General features: G+C 68.5%; 13 protein-coding genes. 2 read left to right on the forward strand and 11 right to left on the reverse strand.

All coding sequences use genetic code 11. The annotated features are described in order from the left end of the window. Positions 1–3: 3 nt before the first annotated feature. Positions 4–798, forward strand: a complete 795-nt coding sequence (locus OED52_RS02935) for a family 1 encapsulin nanocompartment shell protein (protein ID WP_264153205.1) — start codon at positions 4–6, stop codon at positions 796–798. On the opposite strand, the gene OED52_RS02940 is transcribed toward OED52_RS02935, so the two are convergent. The 4 genes from OED52_RS02940 to OED52_RS02955 form a co-directional block, all read right to left on the reverse strand. Next, positions 765–2,003: an MFS transporter gene (locus OED52_RS02940; RefSeq protein ID WP_264153206.1), complete on the reverse strand. Its 1,239-nt coding sequence runs from the start codon at positions 2,001–2,003 to the stop codon at positions 765–767. The two genes, OED52_RS02935 and OED52_RS02940, sit on opposite strands and share 34 nt — an antisense overlap. Before the next feature lie 23 nt (positions 2,004–2,026). Then, positions 2,027–5,281: an NAD-glutamate dehydrogenase gene (locus OED52_RS02945; protein ID WP_264153207.1), complete on the reverse strand. Its 3,255-nt coding sequence runs from the start codon at positions 5,279–5,281 to the stop codon at positions 2,027–2,029. Positions 5,282–5,404: 123 nt separating this feature from the next. Next, the gene (locus OED52_RS02950; RefSeq protein ID WP_264153208.1) at positions 5,405–6,790 is read right to left on the reverse strand and encodes an aspartate aminotransferase family protein; all 1,386 of its coding nucleotides are present in this window, start codon (positions 6,788–6,790) and stop codon (positions 5,405–5,407) included. Between the two features lie 15 nt (positions 6,791–6,805). Then, positions 6,806–8,311, reverse strand: a complete 1,506-nt coding sequence (locus OED52_RS02955; RefSeq protein ID WP_264153209.1) for a CoA-acylating methylmalonate-semialdehyde dehydrogenase — start codon at positions 8,309–8,311, stop codon at positions 6,806–6,808. Between the two features lie 185 nt (positions 8,312–8,496). Here OED52_RS02955 and OED52_RS02960 point away from each other — a divergent pair, with 185 nt between their 5' ends. Beyond that, a complete protein-coding gene (locus OED52_RS02960; RefSeq protein WP_264153210.1) occupies positions 8,497–10,116 on the forward strand; it encodes a PucR family transcriptional regulator in 1,620 nt (539 codons plus the stop codon). 13 nt (positions 10,117–10,129) lie between these two features. Here OED52_RS02960 and OED52_RS02965 read toward each other — a convergent pair whose 3' ends face one another. From OED52_RS02965 to OED52_RS02995, 7 genes are all read right to left on the reverse strand, one after another. Next, the gene (locus OED52_RS02965) at positions 10,130–10,777 is read right to left on the reverse strand and encodes a 3,4-dihydroxy-2-butanone-4-phosphate synthase (protein WP_264153211.1); all 648 of its coding nucleotides are present in this window, start codon (positions 10,775–10,777) and stop codon (positions 10,130–10,132) included. A 127-nt stretch (positions 10,778–10,904) separates the two neighbouring features. Then, complete coding sequence (locus OED52_RS02970) at positions 10,905–12,176, reverse strand: ethanolamine utilization protein EutH (protein ID WP_264153212.1); 1,272 nt, start codon at positions 12,174–12,176, stop codon at positions 10,905–10,907. Positions 12,177–12,313: 137 nt separating this feature from the next. Continuing rightward, on the reverse strand, positions 12,314–13,090 hold the full coding sequence (locus OED52_RS02975) for an SDR family NAD(P)-dependent oxidoreductase (RefSeq protein WP_264153213.1): 777 nt from the start codon (positions 13,088–13,090) through the stop codon (positions 12,314–12,316). Between the two features lie 82 nt (positions 13,091–13,172). After that, positions 13,173–13,511: a cupin domain-containing protein gene (locus OED52_RS02980; protein WP_264153214.1), complete on the reverse strand. Its 339-nt coding sequence runs from the start codon at positions 13,509–13,511 to the stop codon at positions 13,173–13,175. A gap of 75 nt (positions 13,512–13,586) precedes the next feature. Next, positions 13,587–14,666, reverse strand: a complete 1,080-nt coding sequence (locus OED52_RS02985) for an LLM class flavin-dependent oxidoreductase (RefSeq protein ID WP_264153215.1) — start codon at positions 14,664–14,666, stop codon at positions 13,587–13,589. Positions 14,667–14,751: 85 nt separating this feature from the next. Further along, positions 14,752–15,258, reverse strand: coding sequence for a flavin reductase family protein (locus OED52_RS02990; RefSeq protein WP_264153216.1), 507 nt, complete (start codon positions 15,256–15,258; stop codon positions 14,752–14,754). A 313-nt stretch (positions 15,259–15,571) separates the two neighbouring features. Continuing rightward, the gene (locus tag OED52_RS02995; protein ID WP_264153217.1) at positions 15,572–16,921 is read right to left on the reverse strand and encodes a TetR family transcriptional regulator; all 1,350 of its coding nucleotides are present in this window, start codon (positions 16,919–16,921) and stop codon (positions 15,572–15,574) included. Positions 16,922–16,928 lie beyond the last annotated feature (7 nt).

Here is a 16,928-nt window from a genome sequence, read left to right on the forward strand (position 1 = left end):
ACTGTGAACAATCTGTACCGCGACCTCGCCCCCATCTCTGCCGCGGCCTGGGCCGAGATCGAGGAGGAGGCGGCCCGCACGTTCAAGCGGCACGTCGCCGGACGCACGGTCGTCGACTTCTCCGGTCCGCACGGAGCCGACTTCGCCGCGGTCGGGCTCGGCCGCACCCAGGTGATCGAGTCCCCGGCCACCGGGGTGACCGCCCGCCAGCACCGGGTCGCTCCGCTCGTCGAGCTGCGGGTGCCGTTCAGCCTGTCGCGCGAGGAACTCGACAACGTCGAACGCGGTGCCCGCGACATCGACCTCGATCCCGTGAAGGAGGCCGCGCGACAGATCGCCTTCGCCGAGGACCGTGCGATCTTCGAGGGATACGCCGCCGCCGGTATCGAGGGCATCCGGGCGTCGTCGTCGAACACCTCCCTGCAGCTGCCCGAGGATCCCCGCGACTTCCCGGAGGTCATCAGCCAGGCCCTGTCGCAGCTGCGTCTCGCCGGCGTGGGCGGGCCGTACTCGATCCTGCTCGGCGCCGACGAGTACACCAAGGTCAGCGAGACGTCCGACCACGGCTACCCGATCCGCGAGCAGTTGCGCCGCCTCATCGACGGCGACCTCATCTGGGCTCCCGCGATCGACGGTGCGTTCGTGCTCACCACCCGCGGCGGCGACTACGACCTGCAGGTCGGCCAGGACCTGTCGATCGGCTACCTCTCGCACGACGCCGAGACGGTGAACCTGTACTTCCAGGAGTCGTTCACCTTCCTCGTCTACACCGGCGAGGCGTCGGTTCCGCTGGTCTGATCGACCTGCCCGGGGCGTTCGCGCGTGCGGCGCCCCGGGGCCGCGGACGGCGTGCACAGCACCGCCGCCGCGACCACCACGATCGGCACGAGCAGCGCCGCCCGCAAACCCACCGCGTCGCCCATGAGGCCGATCACCGGCGGGCCGACGAGGAACGCGAGATAGGCCATCGCCGACGTCAGCGCGACGCGGGCCTCGGGCCGGTCGCCGGAGCGTCCCGCAGCGGACAGGGCGACAGGGACGCCCAGTGCCGTACCCAGACCCCACACCACCACGGCCGCGACAACGAGCGGGTCGCCGGTGAACCCCACGACCGCCATGCCCATCGCGGCCAGTGCCGCGCTCACCGCCAGAACCCGTGTGTGGCCGAACCGTTCGACGAGAACGGCGCCGGAGAACCGGCCGACGGTCATGGTCGCGGCGAACAGTGCGAAGACGGCCGAGCCGATCGTGTCGCCGAAACCGTGACCGTCCACCATGAGCAGTGGGAGCCAGTCGGTGGCGGTGCCTTCGGCCAGTGCAGTGGCCATGGCGACGAATCCGATGGCCCACAAGCGGGGATCGCGGGGGAGCGCGCGGCCACCGGAGGCGTGCTGCGGCCGTGAGGATCGCGCCCTGCGCCCGGTTCCCTCGGGAACTGTGCGGATCGCCCACGTCAGGACGATGCCGACGGCCGCTCCGACGAGCATCAGATGCCACAGGACCGGAAGGTTCCGGGCGGTGAGGAACATTCCCGTCAGGGCGCCGATGAGTGTGCCCAGGCTGTACCAGCCCTGGAGGGTGGGCAGGAACGATCCTCCGGTGACCCGCTCGAGAGCGGACCCTTCGATGTTGATCGCCACCTCGCACAGCCCCATCCCGATCCCGAAGAGCGCGAGTCCTGCTGCGACGGCGGGCGCCAGGCCCGCGGCCGCCGCGATGCCGACGATCGGCATGGCGACGGCCACGGCGGCGGTACTCACCGCGATGATCGGACGAGTGCCGAAGCGCGTCACCAGCCTTCCGGACAGGAGGATGCCGGTCATGGATCCGATCGACAGGCCGAGCAGGATCATGCCCATCTCCGCGATGGAGGCGCCGAGCAGATCCCGCACGGCCGGTGTGCGACTCACCCACGAGGCAATCGCCCAGCCGGGCAGGAAGAAGACGGCACACAGGCCCCGGCGGCGCAGCCGGAGCGAGGAGATGGCGGGATCCACGGGCACGGGCTTCCTTCTCTCGAGAGGGGTCAGATCATGAACGGTCCGGCGACCGAACGGATCTGGCGGGTGACGACGGTCATGGCGGCGAGGTCGGGATCGGGGGTCCCGTCGACCTCGTCGAGAATCAGGCGGATGCGTTCGAGCCGGGTGCGGTTGAGTTCCTCCCAGTCCACGATCGCCGCCTGCGGAGAGTCGTCCGACCGGATCGTGCCGACCACGTCGCGGCTGAGGTGCCGCAGCGAGCGGTACAGGTCGTCGCGAAGTGCCGAGCGGGCCAGGGACTGCCAGCGCTTCTCGCGGGGCAGGGCCGACACGCGGATCAGCCACGTGTCCACGTCCAGGTGTTCGGACAGCGCGAAGTAGATGCGACCCACCGTGGCGATGTCGTGCCGGGTCTCCTTCGCGATCTCGAAGATGTCGAGCAGACTGAACCGGTAGAGCCCTTCCGCCACACGCTGTGCGATCGACGGGTCGACCCCCGCCTCGACGTACCGTGCAACGGTGGCGCGCAAACGTTCCGCCTCGGCGCCCTGCAGCCAGTGCGCGATCTGCCCGGCTGCCTCGCCCACCATCCGGAAGCGGCCGATCGACGAGGACACCGACAGCGGTTGCGGGCGCCGTGTCAGGAACCAGCGCGACGCCCGGTCGAGCAGTCGGCGTGCCTCGGAAGCGAGTTCGTACTCGACCGCGGGGGGCAACTGGGCGTTCTCGATGTCCGCCCACAACTGCTCGAGACCGAACACCTCGGAGGTGACGACGAAGGCCCGCACGATGTCCGCAGCGTTGGCGTTGGTCTCCTCGCGCAGCCGGAAGACGAAGGTCAGACCGCCGCGCGCGAAGATGTCGTTGGTGATCTCCGTGGCGATGATCTGGTCCCGCAAGGGGAAGTCGTCGATCGGCCCGAGGGTGCGCAGTGCCTCGGGGAAGTAGGCGGCGAGCCTCGTGTCGAACCAGGTGTCGGTGAACTCCCCGGACGCGGCGAGTTCCCGCTTGAAATCGAGCTTGGCGTGTGCGAGCAGAGTGGCCAGCTCGGGGGAGGTGAGACCGCGTCCCGTTCGCGCCAGCTCGTCGAATCCCTCGGACTCCGGCAGGGATTCGAGCGTGCGGTCCAGACCGCGGCGCCGCTCCAGGTCCTCGACCATCCGTTCGTGCACGGCCAGCAGTTGCGCGGCGTTCGAACGGGCGTCACCGAGGATCCGGTTCTGTGCGCGGTTGTTCTCGAGGACCAGTTCGGCGACCTCGTCGGTGAGCCGCGCCAGGGTCTGGGCGCGCCGTTCCCCTGCGAGGTCGGATCCGCACACCGTGCTCAGCAGGACCTTGATGTTGACCTCGTGGTCCGAGCAGTCCACGCCGGCGGAATTGTCGAGGGCGTCGGTGTTGATCCTGCCGCCGGCCCGGGCGAACTCGATCCGTCCGAGCGGTGTGAAGCCGAGATTGCCGCCCTCGCCGACGACCCGGGCGCGTATCTGATCGGCGTCGACCCGCACGGCGTCGTTGGCCTTGTCGCCGACCTCGGCGTGGGTCTCGCTGCTGCTCTTGACGTAGGTGCCGATGCCGCCGTTCCACAGCACGTCCACGGGGGCGCGCAGCACGGCGCCGACCAGTTCGTGCGGGGACAGTCGCTCGACCTGCGGGTCCAGTCCGAGTGCCTCGGCGACCTGCAGGGTGACCGGGATCGACTTCGCGGTCCGCTCGAACACGCCTCCGCCCGCGCTGATCAGTGTGCGATCGTAGTCGTTCCACGACGAGCGCGGCAGTTCGAACAGCCGCTGCCGTTCGCGGTAGGAGGCCTCGGGGTCCGGGTCGGGGTCCAGGAAGACGTGCCGGTGGTCGAATGCCGCGACCAGTCGGATGTTGCGGCTGAGCAGCATGCCGTTGCCGAAGACGTCGCCGCTCATATCGCCGATGCCCACCACGGTGAACGTCGAGCGGTCGGGATCGATACCGGCTTCGGCCAGGTGCCGGGTCACGCTCACCCAGGCGCCGCGGGCGGTGATGCCCATCGCCTTGTGGTCGTAACCCACCGACCCGCCGGAGGCGAAGGCGTCGCCGAGCCAGAAACCGTAGTCGGCGGCGACGTCGTTGGCGGTGTCCGAGAAGCTCGCGGTGCCCTTGTCGGCGGCGACGACGAGATAGGGGTCCTCCCCGTCCCGGCACACCACGGCGTCGGGGTGCACGGCGTCGCCGCGGCCGGTGCGGTTGTCGGTGATGTCGAGCAGGCCGGAGATGAACTGCCGGTAGCCGGCCTCACCCGAGATCGCCGTGTTCTTGACGACGAATCCGCCCTTCGCGCCGGTGGGGACGATGACGGCGTTCTTGACGGCCTGCGCCTTGGCGAGTCCGAGGATCTCGGTGCGGAAGTCGTCGAAGCGGTCCGACCAGCGGATACCGCCGCGAGCGACCGCGCCGAACCGCAGGTGCACCCCCTCGACGTCGGGGGAGTACACGAAGATCTCGTGCTGCGGCCGCGGTTCGGGCAGAACCGGGATGTCCTGGGAACGCAGCTTGAACGACAACTGGGGCCGCTCGGAGCCGAGCGCGCCGGGACGGTGGAAGTTGGTGCGGTCGGTCGCCTCGATCGCGTCGAGATACGCCCGGAAGATGCGATCGGCGTCGAGTCCTTCGACCTCGTCGACGAGTTCCCGTACGACACGGCGACGTTCGTCGACCAGGGCAGGCCGGTCGTCGGAGAGGGTGGGATCGAAGTGGGCGTGGAAGAGTGCGACGAGCGCGGCCGCGATGTCCGGATGCGACGTGAGCACCGTCTCGATCCGCTTGCGTCCGTAGGGAAGTGTGCTCTGCCGCAGGAACTGCGCGTAGGCGCGCAGGATCACCACCTCGCGCCAGCTCAGCCCGGCGGTGAGGACGAGGACCGCGAAGCCGTCGGATTCGGCGCGTCCGGACCACATCGCACGGAAGGTCTCGACCACGGCGCCGGGGTCGAGATCGTTTCGGGCCGCTGCGGCGAGCGGCCCGCGGGCGACGACGAAACCGGAGAGATGGCAGAGCAATCCGTCCGGTCGCTGCACCACCGTGTGCTGGTGGTCCACGGGTTCGAGGTCGAGGCTGCGGAGGCGGTGCAGGACCCGTTCGAGGGAGACGTCCGCGCCACCGCTGTACAGGGTGAACCGGAGACGGTCGCCGTCACTGTCGAGATGGACGTCGAGAGCGCCCGAGGTGAGCTTCTGGAGGATCGACACTTCGGGGATCGGACACCGGACCCGGTGTTCCACATATCCGTCCGGTAGCGAAACCGGCTGGGTGTGCAGGGTGGTGGTCATGAGGACTCTCCATCGAGCTCGTGGTGGGCGGGGGAAGGGCAGGGGTGAACGGGGGCGGATCGACAGAGGTCCCCGCAGGCGCCGTTGCCTGCGGGGACCGGATTGATCATGTGATCGGGTGTGTCAGGACCGGACGTGCTCGTCCGCGACGTCCAGGGCGCGGTCGAGGATCTCGAGGCCCTCGCGGACCTCGTCGTCGCTGACGTTGCAGGGCGGCACCGCGTGGATGCGGTTGAAGTTCGCGAACGGCAGCAGACCGCCTGCCTTGCACGCGGCGATGACCGCGTTCATCGCCGGGCTCGACCCGCCGTAGGGAGCCAGCGGCTCCTTGGTGGCGCGGTCGGCGACCAGCTCGATCGCCCAGAACACACCGAGGCCGCGGACCTGTCCGACGGACGGGTGCTTGTCGGCCAGCGCCTGCAGGCCGGGTCCGAGGACCTCGGCGCCGATGCGGGCGGCGTTCTCGACGATGCCCTCCTCCTGCATGGCGTTGATGGTCGCCACGGCAGCGGCGGTGGCGAGCGGGTGACCGGAGTAGGTCAGGCCGCCCGGGTAGGCGCGGTCGGCGAAGGTCGCGGCGATCCTGTCGCTGATCGCCACACCGCCGAGCGGGACGTATCCGGAGTTGACGCCCTTGGCGAAGGTGAGCAGGTCGGGCACGACGTCGAAGTGGTCGATGGCGAACCACTCGCCGGTGCGGCCGAAGCCGGCCATGACCTCGTCGGCGATGAACACGATGCCGTAGCGATCGCAGATCTCTCGGACGCCGGCCATGTAGCCGGGCGGCGGGACCATGATGCCGGCGGTGCCGGGGACCGACTCGAGCACGATCGCGGCGATGGAGTCCGGGCCCTCGAAGCGGATCAGCTGGTCGAGGTACGCCAGGGCGCGCTCGGTCTCCTGCTGTTCGGTCTCGGCGTGGAACTGCGAGCGGTACAGGAACGGGCCGTGGAAGTGCACGATGCCGCTGTTGCCGTAGTCGTTGGGCCAGCGCCGCGGATCACCCGTCAGGTTGATCGCGGTGTCGGTGCCGCCGTGGTACGAGCGGTACCGCGAGAGCACCTTGTAGCGGCCGGTGTGCAGGCGCGCCATGCGGATGGCGTGCTCGTTCGCGTCGGCACCGCCGTTGGTGAAGAACACCCGGTTCAGGTCGCCGGGAGTACGTTCGGCGATCAGGCGGGCGGCCTCGGAGCGGGCGTCGTTGACGTGCTGCGGGGCGATGGTGCACAGCTTGGCGGCCTGCTCCTGGATCGCCTTCACCACGGTCGGGTGCTGGTGGCCGATGTTGGTGTTGACGAGCTGGGAGGAGAAGTCCAGCAGGCGGTTTCCGTCGCCGTCCCAGACGTACGAACCCTGCGAGGCGATCACCGTCATGGGGTTGATCTGCGCCTGAGCGGACCAGGAGTGGAAGACGTGCGCGCGGTCGAGTTCGTAGGCGCGGGCGCCCTCGGCGACGGCGACGTCGAGATCACGGCCGCCCGGGAGATCTACACGTTCGATGGTGGTCATGTCGTGCGTCCTGTCTCAGTTGTTCTGCGGGAAGCCGAGGTTGATGCCACCGTGGCTCGGGTCGAGCCAGCGGGTGGTGACGACCTTGCCGCGGGTGAAGAAGTGCACGCCCTCGGTGCCGTGGGCGTGGGTGTCGCCGAACAGCGAGTTCTTCCAGCCGCCGAAGCTGTAGTAGGCGGTCGGGACCGGGATCGGCACGTTGATGCCGACCATGCCGACCTCCACCTCGTTCTGGAAGCGACGGGCTGCGCCACCGTCGTTGGTGAAGATCGCGGTGCCGTTGCCGAACGGGCCGTTGTTGATGAGCTCGAGGGCCTCGTCGTAGGTCTCGACGCGCACGACCGACAGGACGGGGCCGAAGATCTCGTCGGTGTAGACCTTCATGTCGGTGGTGACGTTGTCGAGGATGGTCGGGCCGAGCCAGAAGCCGTCGGCCTCGCCGTCGGCGCTCAGGGTGCGGCCGTCGACGACGACGGTGGCACCGGCCTCCTCGCCGGCGTCGATGTAGGAGGCGACGCGGTCGCGGTGGGCCTTGGTGACCAGCGGCCCCATGTCGGTGCCGCGGGTACCGTCGCCGATCTTCAGGGTCTCGGTGCGCTCCTTGATCTTCGTGACCAGTTCGTCGGCGATGTCGCCGACGGCGACCAGTACGGAGATGGCCATGCAGCGCTCACCGGCGGAACCGAAGCCGGCGTTGACCATGGCGTCGGCGGCCAGATCGAGGTCGGCGTCGGGTAGGACGATGGCGTGGTTCTTCGCGCCGCCGAGAGCCTGGACGCGCTTGCCGTGGGCGGTGCCGGTGGCGTAGACGTACTGGGCGATCGGGGTGGAGCCGACGAACGAGACGGACTTGACGTCGGGGTTCGTGAGCAGCTCGTCGACGGCGGTCTTGTCGCCCTGCAGGACGTTGAACACACCGGCGGGCAGGCCGGCCTCGGCCCACAGCTCGGCGATCCACAGTGCCGCGGTGGGGACCTTCTCGGACGGCTTGAGGATCACCGTGTTGCCGGTGGCGATGGCGATGGGGAAGAACCACATCGGGACCATCGCGGGGAAGTTGAAGGGGGAGATGATCGCAACCGGGCCGAGGGGCTGGCGGATCGAGGCCACGTCGATCTTCGTCGAGGCGTTCTCCGTCATACCGCCCTTGAGGAGATGCGGTATACCGCAGGCGAACTCGACGACCTCCTGGCCACGGGTGACCTCGCCGAGCGCGTCGGAGAGCACCTTGCCGTGCTCGGAGGTGATGATCGCGGCCAGCTCCTCCTTGCGGGCGTTGAGCAGCTCGCGGAACTTGAACAGGATCTGCGTGCGCTTGGCCAGCGAGGTGTCGCGCCAGGCCGGGAACGCCGCCTTGGCGGCCTCGATCACGCGACGGGCGTCGGCGACGTCGGCGAGGGCGACCTGTCCGGTGACGCGGCCGGTCGCGGGGTTGGTCACCGGCGCGGTGCGCTCGCTCGTGCCGCCGAACGGCTTGTTGTCGAGCCAGTGGGCGACGGTGGCCTTCGTGTCTACGGTCATCAGGCGTATCCTTAGGGAGGCTCCCGGACCACTTCGTCCGGAAGGGAACTTCGAAACGGGAATTGGGGAACAAGGGTTTCCGTCGTCCCGGTTCCTACCGTGTGTCTACGATTCTGCCCCGCCCCACGCCCGCCCGAGGCCTACAGAGTGTCAATTCATGAGGTCGATCCCTTACACTCTGTAAGGTGCAACCGACCATCGCCGACATCGTCTCCCTGCCTGTGGTGCAAGCCGGCCTCCCCCAGCGCGTCGGGGGCGGAAATCTCGATCGAGAGGTGCGGTGGGTGCACGTCAGCGACCTCGCGGATCTGACGAATCTTCTGCAGGGCGGCGAGATGGTACTGACGACCGGACGTCCGCTGGCCGAGGATCCGGTGGCCTACCTCGAACGACTGGCGGCGGTCGGTGCGGTCGGCGTCATCGTTGAACTCGGCGGACTCGAACTCGCGGAAGATGTTGCACGGACGGCGGACCGGCTCGACTTCCCGGTGATCGCGCTGCACCGGGAGATCCGGTTCGTGGAGCTCACCGAGCAGGTGCACCGGTCGATCGTCGCCGACCAGTACGACGAGTTGGTGTTCGCCCGGCACGTTCACGAGGTGTTCACCGAACTGGCGATGAGGCGCGCGAACGCGCAGGAGATCGTCGACGCAGCAGCCGAGATGATCGGCAGCGCCGTCGTTCTCGAGGATCTGACGCGCCAGGTGCTGGCCTTCGCGTCGGTGAACGAGCCGGCGAAGAGGCTGCTCCGCGACTGGGAGCGACGGTCGCGCCTCACCCCGGTGGAATCCGCCACGACCAGCGTCGGCCCCGAGGGCTGGTTGACCGCGCCCGTCGGTGCGCAGGGGCAGGAGTGGGGAAGACTCGTCGTGCCGTCCCCGGGGGAGACCGGGCCGCGGACGCGAATGCCGTTGGAGCGCGCCGCTCAAGCGCTCGCGCTGCACCGCATGATCGAACAGAACTGGACCGCTCTCGAGGTGCAGGCGCAGATCGGTCTGGTGGACGATCTGCGGCTCGGCCGGATCGGCGACGAGGCCGAGGCCACAGCCCGGGCGCACGCGCTCGGGCTCCGTCCCGGTCTGACCTACGTGCCGATCGCAGTTCGGATCGTCGAATCGTCCGGTGTGGATCAGGTTCTCGTGCAGGGGAGGCGCACGCGTGCGCTCGATGCGGTGCGGCACGCCATCCGCGATGTGGGGCGGACCGCCCTGGTGGCCCAACGTCCCTCGGGCCGAATCGATCTGATCCTGTCGATGCCGCCGGCCAACACACGCGCGGACGTGCTCACCGAGACCTGTCTCGCGATCCGTACCGCGCTCTCCCGCGTCGACGGGGTGGTGCGGTCCGCGATCGGAGTGGCCCCGGATTCCACGCGGCTGCTCGATGCCGCGGGCCGGCTGGACGAATCGGCGCACGTCGCTGACGCCGCACTGTCGATGCCGGACGGCGACAAGGCGTTCCACCGCTCGTCCGACGTGCGGCTGCGCGGACTGATCGCCGTCGTCCGTTCGGACGCCCGGGTCCAGGCCTTCGCGGAGACGGAACTGCGGGGGCTGCTCGAGGATCGGGCACGGCACGGGGACGGCCTGTTCGACGTCCTGCGGGGGTTCCTCGAACTCGGTGGGAACAAGGCCGAGCTCGCGAAGCGGCTCGGTCTGGCGCGTCCGACGCTCTACGACCGGCTGGCCCGGATCGAGCGCCTGCTCGGGGTGGACCTCGACGACGGGGAGTCGCGGACGTCGCTGCACACCGCGATGCTCGTGCTCGACAGTCGGCCGGGACCGACGGAGGAGGTCGCGGACTGAGCGCCGCCGGGCGTCAGACGCCGGTGCAGTAGTCGACGAACGACGAGATCGCTTGCACACTCACGATTTCGAGACCGTGCTCGTCGGCGAACCGGTGCGCCTCCGACCGGGTCGCCAGCCGCGTCTCGTCCTCGGGGGAGACCAGATCGGCGAACGCGGCGGCCTCCGCCAGACCGAGGACCCGGGCGAACGACGCCAGTTCACGGGCGTAGGGGTAGCCGGACGAGCCGTCCTCCGACAGGCACACGACCAGCACGTGTCCCGGGCGGACGAAGTCCTCGTGCCCGTAGGAGTCGTCGGCGAGCCGACCGATCGTCACCGCCCGGTCGAGGGCGGAGATCCCCGTGCCGATGCCGTGGGCGGCGTCGACCGCCACGGTGAATACAGAACCGCTGCATCCCGATTCCGGTGCCCGCCCCACCATCGGTGGCAGGCCGAGTATCCGGCAGCGTTCCGCGGGGAGGGCGGTGGTGAGGAAGCCCGAGGTGTGCCGGATCGTGAAGGCGACCGTGCTGGTGGTGGCCCGGGCCGCCGCGAACGCGAGCATCGTGCGGCCGTTCTCGGCGGTGTCGTCCACCACGACGACGGGGCATCCCGACTGGAAGGCTGCCGCTCGGATCGGGTCGACGGCCGAGGTGGTGCGGTCGGCGGTGGTGGTCATCGGAGAATCCTCCTGAGGATCGGGTACGGGTGGAACACGGCCGCCGAGGTACGAACGGGGGTCGTACCTCGGCGGCTGTGGGGTGGGTGCGTGCGAACCGGGTTCGGGCCCGGCCGGTTCCGGAGCCTCAGGCCGAGGGGACCTGCTCTCCGGGAGTACCAACCGGCGCGGCGGGATCGCTGTCGGACCCCGGTGCGTCGTCGGCCTTCTCGGCCGCGGCGAGCCGGGTGGCGTGCGGGGTGGCGATCCACAGTGCGATGAGCACGGCGGCGACACCGCCGAGGAGCTTGCCGAGGATCATCGCCCCGATCATGTTCGGCTGGAAGTTCGCGGTGAAGGCGAGGAAGTCGCCGAACGCGAAGCCCGCGCACACCGCGAAGGCGATGGTGAGCACCTTGTCTTTCGCCGGCATGAGCGGCACGACCCGGAACAGAGCGAGGATGTTCGCCGTGGAGGCCAGGAAGCCCGTCATCCCGACCTCGGAGATGCCCAGCTTCCGGCCCAGCGCCGCGAGCGGCTTCTCGAGCCAGATCCGCATGCAGTACACCATCGGGAAGGCGCCGGCGAGCATGATGCCGATGTACCCGGCGGTCTCCAGGGCGCGGAACTGGTCCTCCCCGTCCGCGACGATCGGAGCGAGCGGCCACGACCCGAAGACCGTGGAGAACACCCCGGTGAAGTACTCCACGATCGACAGAGCGAGCACCGCCGTGGTGAGGGCGCGGAGGAACTGGCCGAAGGCCATGAACCCGGTGACGGCCTGCTTGGTGAAGAACCGCAGCAGGAGCGCGAGGACCACCATGAGCACGACCAGCGGCACCAGGTTGAGGAGGATGTCGCCCATGGGAAGATCGAACGGCCGGGTACTCGGCGCGTCGACCGACGGTTCCTCCCGGAGCAGGACACCGGTCTGCTGCAGGATCAGCGTCATCACGAAGGCGGTGAACGGGATCGCGAGCAGGCCCGACATGACGCCCAGCGCCATGTACTTGTGGTCGAGCTTCGGGAGCAGCGCCAGGCCGACCGGCACCGTGAACGCGATCGTCGAGCCCGCGGTCATGGCCACCGTGTAGGCCATGATCCAGGCGCTGTGGCTGCCGGCCACCTCGTACGACAGTTGGTACGCCCCCTGGTCCGCGGGGATGAACGAGGCCACCGCGATGGATGCGTCGGAGTGCACCCAGGTGTAGATCGGGGCGACCAGCTTGTCGATCCAGTCGACGAGCAGCGGGATGATCGCCATCATGCCGCCGACCGGGATGAAGATGTGCCCGATCGCCAGGATGCCTTCCTTGAACTCGTCGGCCAAGGGGGAGCTGGGGCGGACGATGTAGGCTGCCGCTCCCGCGAGCAGAAAGCCCATCATGATGTAGATGATGATCTGACCGAAGAGTTCCATCAGCACTCTCCTTCCGACCATCGTGCCGAAGTTGTCATGTCACACACCTCACCGTTCTCGTAACGATCCGAGGTCGAGTCTTTCAGGACGATCGTCCAGGACGGGGGTGTCCCGTACGACCGTCCCGAGCGGGCTCGTCAGCGTGCCGCCAGCAGGGCGCCGTCGATGAGCAGTTCCGCGCCGCTGATGTACGACGCATCGTCCGACGCGAGGAACGCGACGGCCGGGGAGATCTCCTCGGGGCCGGCCAGGCGGCCCATCGGGATGGTGGCGATCGTCGCCTCCTCGGCACCCTCACCGAGCTCCGCGAACTCGTCGCGCAGCATCTGGGTGTCGATGTAGCCGGGGTGGATGCTGTTGACGCGGATGCCGTATCGGCCGTAGCTCACCGCGGCCGACTTCGTCATGATCGTCACGGCGCCCTTGGAGGCGACGTAGGAGAGGTAGCCGTCGGCGCCGACGAGGCCGAAGATGCTGGAGGTGTTGACGACCGAGGCGTGCTTGCTCTTCTTGAGCAGCGGCACCATGGTCTTCAGCGACAGGAAGATGCTCTTCTGGTTGACGTCGATCGTCTTGTTCCAGGCGGCTTCCGTGCTCTCCTCGGCGGGGAGGACGTCGACCAGGATGCCGGCGTTGTTCACCAGGATGTCCAGGCGGCCCTCGGCCCGATCCAGCTCGGCGGCGAGTGCCTCCCACTGATCCAGCTTGCTCACGTCGAGGGTGTGGAAGGTGACCTTCAGTCCCTCGGCGGTGAGCTCGGCCTCGGCCTTCTTGCCGACCTCGGCGTTGATGTCGGCGAAGTGGACGTGGGCGCCCTCCTGGGCCAGGCGGCGGGTGTGCTCGAGGCCCTGGCCGGACGCGCCGCCCGTGACGAGTGCGATACGGCCTACGAGGCGTTGCGGGATCGTGGTCATGATGGATCCTTTCGGAAAAGCAAGCGGGGGAAGGCCACAGCGGCGCTGCTGTGAGAGGGGTTCGGTACCGGAGGCAGGAGCCTCAGCGGTTGACGACGAAGAACTTCCGGACGGTCTCGAGGACCTCCCAGGTAGCGGTCTCGTCGTTGTCGATGACGAAGACGTCGCCGGCGGCGATCTCGAAGACCTCGCCGGAGGGGTGGACGGTGACCCGGGCGCGACCCGCCAGCAGGGCCACCGATTCGGGTCCCCGTACCTCCTGGAGGGTTCCGGGGGTCATCTGCCAGATCCCGTGCGACTGACCGGATTCGGTCCACACGACGCGGGAGCTGATGTCCCCGGCCTCGGGCTGCGTGCGTTCCCGGGGGTCGAGGTCGGCGGCCATCACCCCGAGGTGACGAGGGCCTGCGATGTTGCTCATGCGTGGATTCCTTTCGGGGGCGGCCCGGAAGCGGCGCTGGTTCCGGGCCGCCCCAAGAGGGGAGCTGTGGGGTGATCAGCCGTTGAGGTGCGCGAGCTGCGGCTTGACCTTCTGGCCCAGCAGCTCGAAGCTGCGGCGGTAGGGCTCCGGGTTGTCGGTGTACTCGTGGACGAAGGTGACGAGGGTGCCGAAGCCGTCGACGGCGTTGTAGAGCTCCTCGATGCGCTGGGCGACCGTGTCGGGCGAGCCGATGATGAAGAAGTTCTCGATCATCCAGTCGAGGGACAGCTCGCTCACGTCGATCTGGCCACCGGTGAGCAGCGGGCCGAGGCCGAGCTTCACGAAGTTGGGGAGGTTGTACTCGCCCCACAGCTCGCCCATCGCGCCGTTGCGCACGAGGTCGAGGGCTTCCTCGTCGGTGTCGGCGACGAAGATGTCGCGGCAGACGCGCCAGTCGGACTTCTTCACCTCGCGGCCGGCGGCGGTAGCGGCGGCGGAGTAGGTCTCCCAGTGGTTGATCCAGGTCTTCTCGTGGACCTCCTGGCTGAGCAGGTAGGCGCCGCGCTCACCGGCGAACTTGATCGTCGAGGAGTTCTCGGACATACCGGTGATCATGAGCGGGATGTTCGTCTGCCGCGGCTTCAGGTGCGGGCCGTGGATGTCCTCCGAGTAGGCGGGCATGTCGACGGAGAAGTACTCGCCCTCGATCTTGTAGGGGCCCTGCCGGGTGAAGATCGCCTCGAGGATGTCGAGGGCCTCGACCATCATCTTGGGGTTGTTGTTGCCGGTGCCGAAGAGCTGGGCGTCGGAAGCGTATGCGCCCGGTGCGATTCCGGCGATGTAACGGCCGTCGGTCATGTGGTCGAGCCACATCATGCGGTGGGCCAGGGCGATCGGGTTGTGGTAGGGCAGCAGGTGGGCGGCGGCGCCGAGGCGCACGCGGCTCGTGATCTGGGAGGCCGCGGCGATCATCGCGTCCGGGGCCGGGGACGGCTCACCGCCGAGGGTGTAGTGCTCGGCGAAGAACGCCTCGTCCAGGTCGTATTCGTCGGCCCACTTGACCATCTGGAGGTCCCAGTCGATGACCTCCTTGGCGGTGCGCTTGCCGTTGGCGTACGCGTGGGAGTAGGGAGCACTGAAGATACCGAACTTCATGGGGATTCTCTTTCTGCTCGGAACCGGGCGGGGACCACGGGTCGGAGGGGGCGAGGGGTGCTCGGCGGGCGAGCGGGGAAGGGGATCAGGCGGGCTGCAGCTCGGTGAGAGCGCGGAACCCGGAGCGGTAGAACACGATCGGCTCGACGTCGTCCTGCTCGTCGTGCGTCTTCAGCTCCACGACCCTGCCGATGGCGATGATGTGGTCACCGCCGTCGAGGACGTTGTCGAGCGTGCAGTCGAGCCAGGTCACGGCCTCGTCGAGGACGGGATTCCCGGCCTTCGACGTGGAGTACGCGACCGATTCGAAGCGCTTCTCGGGGCTGAGGGAGAACGTGCGGGCGAGCGAGGAGTGGTGCCGGGCCAGGACGTTGACGGCGAACGATCCGCCGGCCTCGATGTTCGGCCAGGTCGTCGACGTGCGCGCCACCGCGATGGCGATCAGCGCCGGGTCGAGCGACAGCGACATGAAGGACTGCAGGGTCATGCCCTGGGGCAGACCGTCCCGGACGCCGGTCACGACCGTCAGGCCTGTGGGGAACCGGCCGACGACCTTCTTGAACAGGTCCGGATCGAAGTCTTGGGTACGCATCGAACGCCTCTTTCGGGAGAGAACAAGACTCTGAACATTTGTTGAAAGTTCGGAGGTGATCGAAAACCTAAACCTGACGAGAACTCTCCGTCAACGCCGAAACAAAAAAGACCCATTCCCGTAACATTCAGCCACATTGCAGGTTAAAGTCGTGTTACGCGAGACGTAGCCGTTGGCGGATGGGTCGACATCTGCTCGGTCCGATGTGGCTGACCGCTGACAGATTTCAAACTTTGTTCAAAAAGGGGTGGCGACGTGTGTCAGGAGGGGTTGTGGTCAGGGGTGGCTGGAGGCCGTGTCCGTCCCGGAAGGTCTAGCTCGAACGCCGCCGGCCGACGACGGGGTACTCACGTGACTCGTCCATCCGGATGATGCCGAGGACGACCTCGCGGAGCTCGTCGTCCGACAGGTGTGCGTCGCCGACGATCCGCTGCACCACGCACCCGTCCCAGACGGCCTCCAGCGTCGTCGCCGTCCGCGGGGAGCAGTACAGCTCGACCCCGGACTTCGCGCGCTTGGACCACTTGCGGATGAGCTGGCGGTACATCCTGTCGCGACCGCCCTGGGCGTACATCTCCCACATGAGGACCGCGGTCTTCGTGTCGTTCGACAGCTGGCGGGTCATGTCGATGACCGCCTCGACGAGGTCGTCGTCGCTGCGGACGAACGAGAAGTTGCCCTCGTACTTCTCCGAGATCCGGTCGACGTAGTAGGCGAACGCGTCGAGGATCAGTTCGTCGAGGTCGGCGTAGTGGTAGTTCACGGTGCCGAGCGACACCTCGGCGGCACTGCACACCTTGCGGTGGGTGACGTTCTTGACGCCGCTCTCCATGATCACCTGCAGCGTCGCCTCCATGAGGGCGATTCGCGTCGCCTCCGAACGGGAGCTCTTCGACCTCATCGACGGTCTCCCGGAACGGACGACCGGACGGCCGCCGTGCGAGCGCGGTGAGCTGCATGTGTGAGTGAACGCATGGTGCGTCCACCCTATCGGGCGCATGACCTGCGAGCGCGTCGGGGATCGAGGTGTCGGCCGGTCGAGCCAGTCCAGGATGTCCGCCATCGCAGAGCGGGGTACGGCGTACTCGAGCAGTTCGGCGGTCGCGGGGTCGTGGGGGTCGGCGAGGACCTCGGCGAGGATCGCCGGAAGGATCCGGGGCTCCCGTGTCCACACCTCCGCGATTCCCATGTAGAGCCGGGTCATGGTGGCCGTCGGGTCCTCACCCGGTTCGGTGTCGGCGTCGATGGGCAGTGTGGGGCGGTACCGCTCGAAGATCGCCTCGAGCAATCCCGACCGGCCGCCGAACGTCGAATAGAGGCTGTACACCGAGCAACCGGCCTCCGTCGCGACGGCTTCGAGGGTCGCGGCCGACAGTCCGCGCCTGCTGATGAGCCGGCCACCCGCGTCGATCGCGCGTTCCCGTACGGGGCGCTGCCCACCCGGGTCCACGCCGGCCGCGCGGAGGGCTTCGTCCAGCGACGCGCGTGTCCCGCCGAGTCTGCGCAGCAGGGTGCTGCGGGAGATGCCGGCGCGCTTGGCGATCTCGACGAGGGGGACCTCCGCGACGTCCTTGCCGAGATCGCGCGCCGCCTCCTGGGCGGCATCGAGCAGGGCCGCGGGTACCCCGTGGACCGGGCTCGTCGCGGTCGTCGTCGGCCTCACGGTGGTC

Source organism: Rhodococcus sp. Z13 (assembly GCF_025837095.1).
Taxonomy (GTDB): domain Bacteria; phylum Actinomycetota; class Actinomycetes; order Mycobacteriales; family Mycobacteriaceae; genus Rhodococcus; species Rhodococcus sacchari.

Excerpts from the sequence above, each read along its gene's own strand:
- OED52_RS02945 (WP_264153207.1), bottom strand. The coding sequence starts at position 5,281 with ATGACCACCACCCTGCACACCCAGCCGGTTTCGCTACCGGACGGATAT.
- OED52_RS02955 (WP_264153209.1), bottom strand. The coding sequence starts at position 8,311 with ATGACCGTAGACACGAAGGCCACCGTCGCCCACTGGCTCGACAACAAG.
- OED52_RS02985 (WP_264153215.1), bottom strand. The coding sequence starts at position 14,666 with ATGAAGTTCGGTATCTTCAGTGCTCCCTACTCCCACGCGTACGCCAAC.
- OED52_RS02975 (WP_264153213.1), bottom strand. The coding sequence starts at position 13,090 with ATGACCACGATCCCGCAACGCCTCGTAGGCCGTATCGCACTCGTCACG.
- OED52_RS02950 (WP_264153208.1), bottom strand. The coding sequence starts at position 6,790 with ATGACCACCATCGAACGTGTAGATCTCCCGGGCGGCCGTGATCTCGAC.
- OED52_RS02980 (WP_264153214.1), bottom strand. The coding sequence starts at position 13,511 with ATGAGCAACATCGCAGGCCCTCGTCACCTCGGGGTGATGGCCGCCGAC.
- OED52_RS02965 (WP_264153211.1), bottom strand. The coding sequence starts at position 10,777 with ATGACCACCACCGCCGACCGCACCACCTCGGCCGTCGACCCGATCCGA.
- OED52_RS02970 (WP_264153212.1), bottom strand. The coding sequence starts at position 12,176 with ATGGAACTCTTCGGTCAGATCATCATCTACATCATGATGGGCTTTCTG.
- OED52_RS02990 (WP_264153216.1), bottom strand. The coding sequence starts at position 15,258 with ATGCGTACCCAAGACTTCGATCCGGACCTGTTCAAGAAGGTCGTCGGC.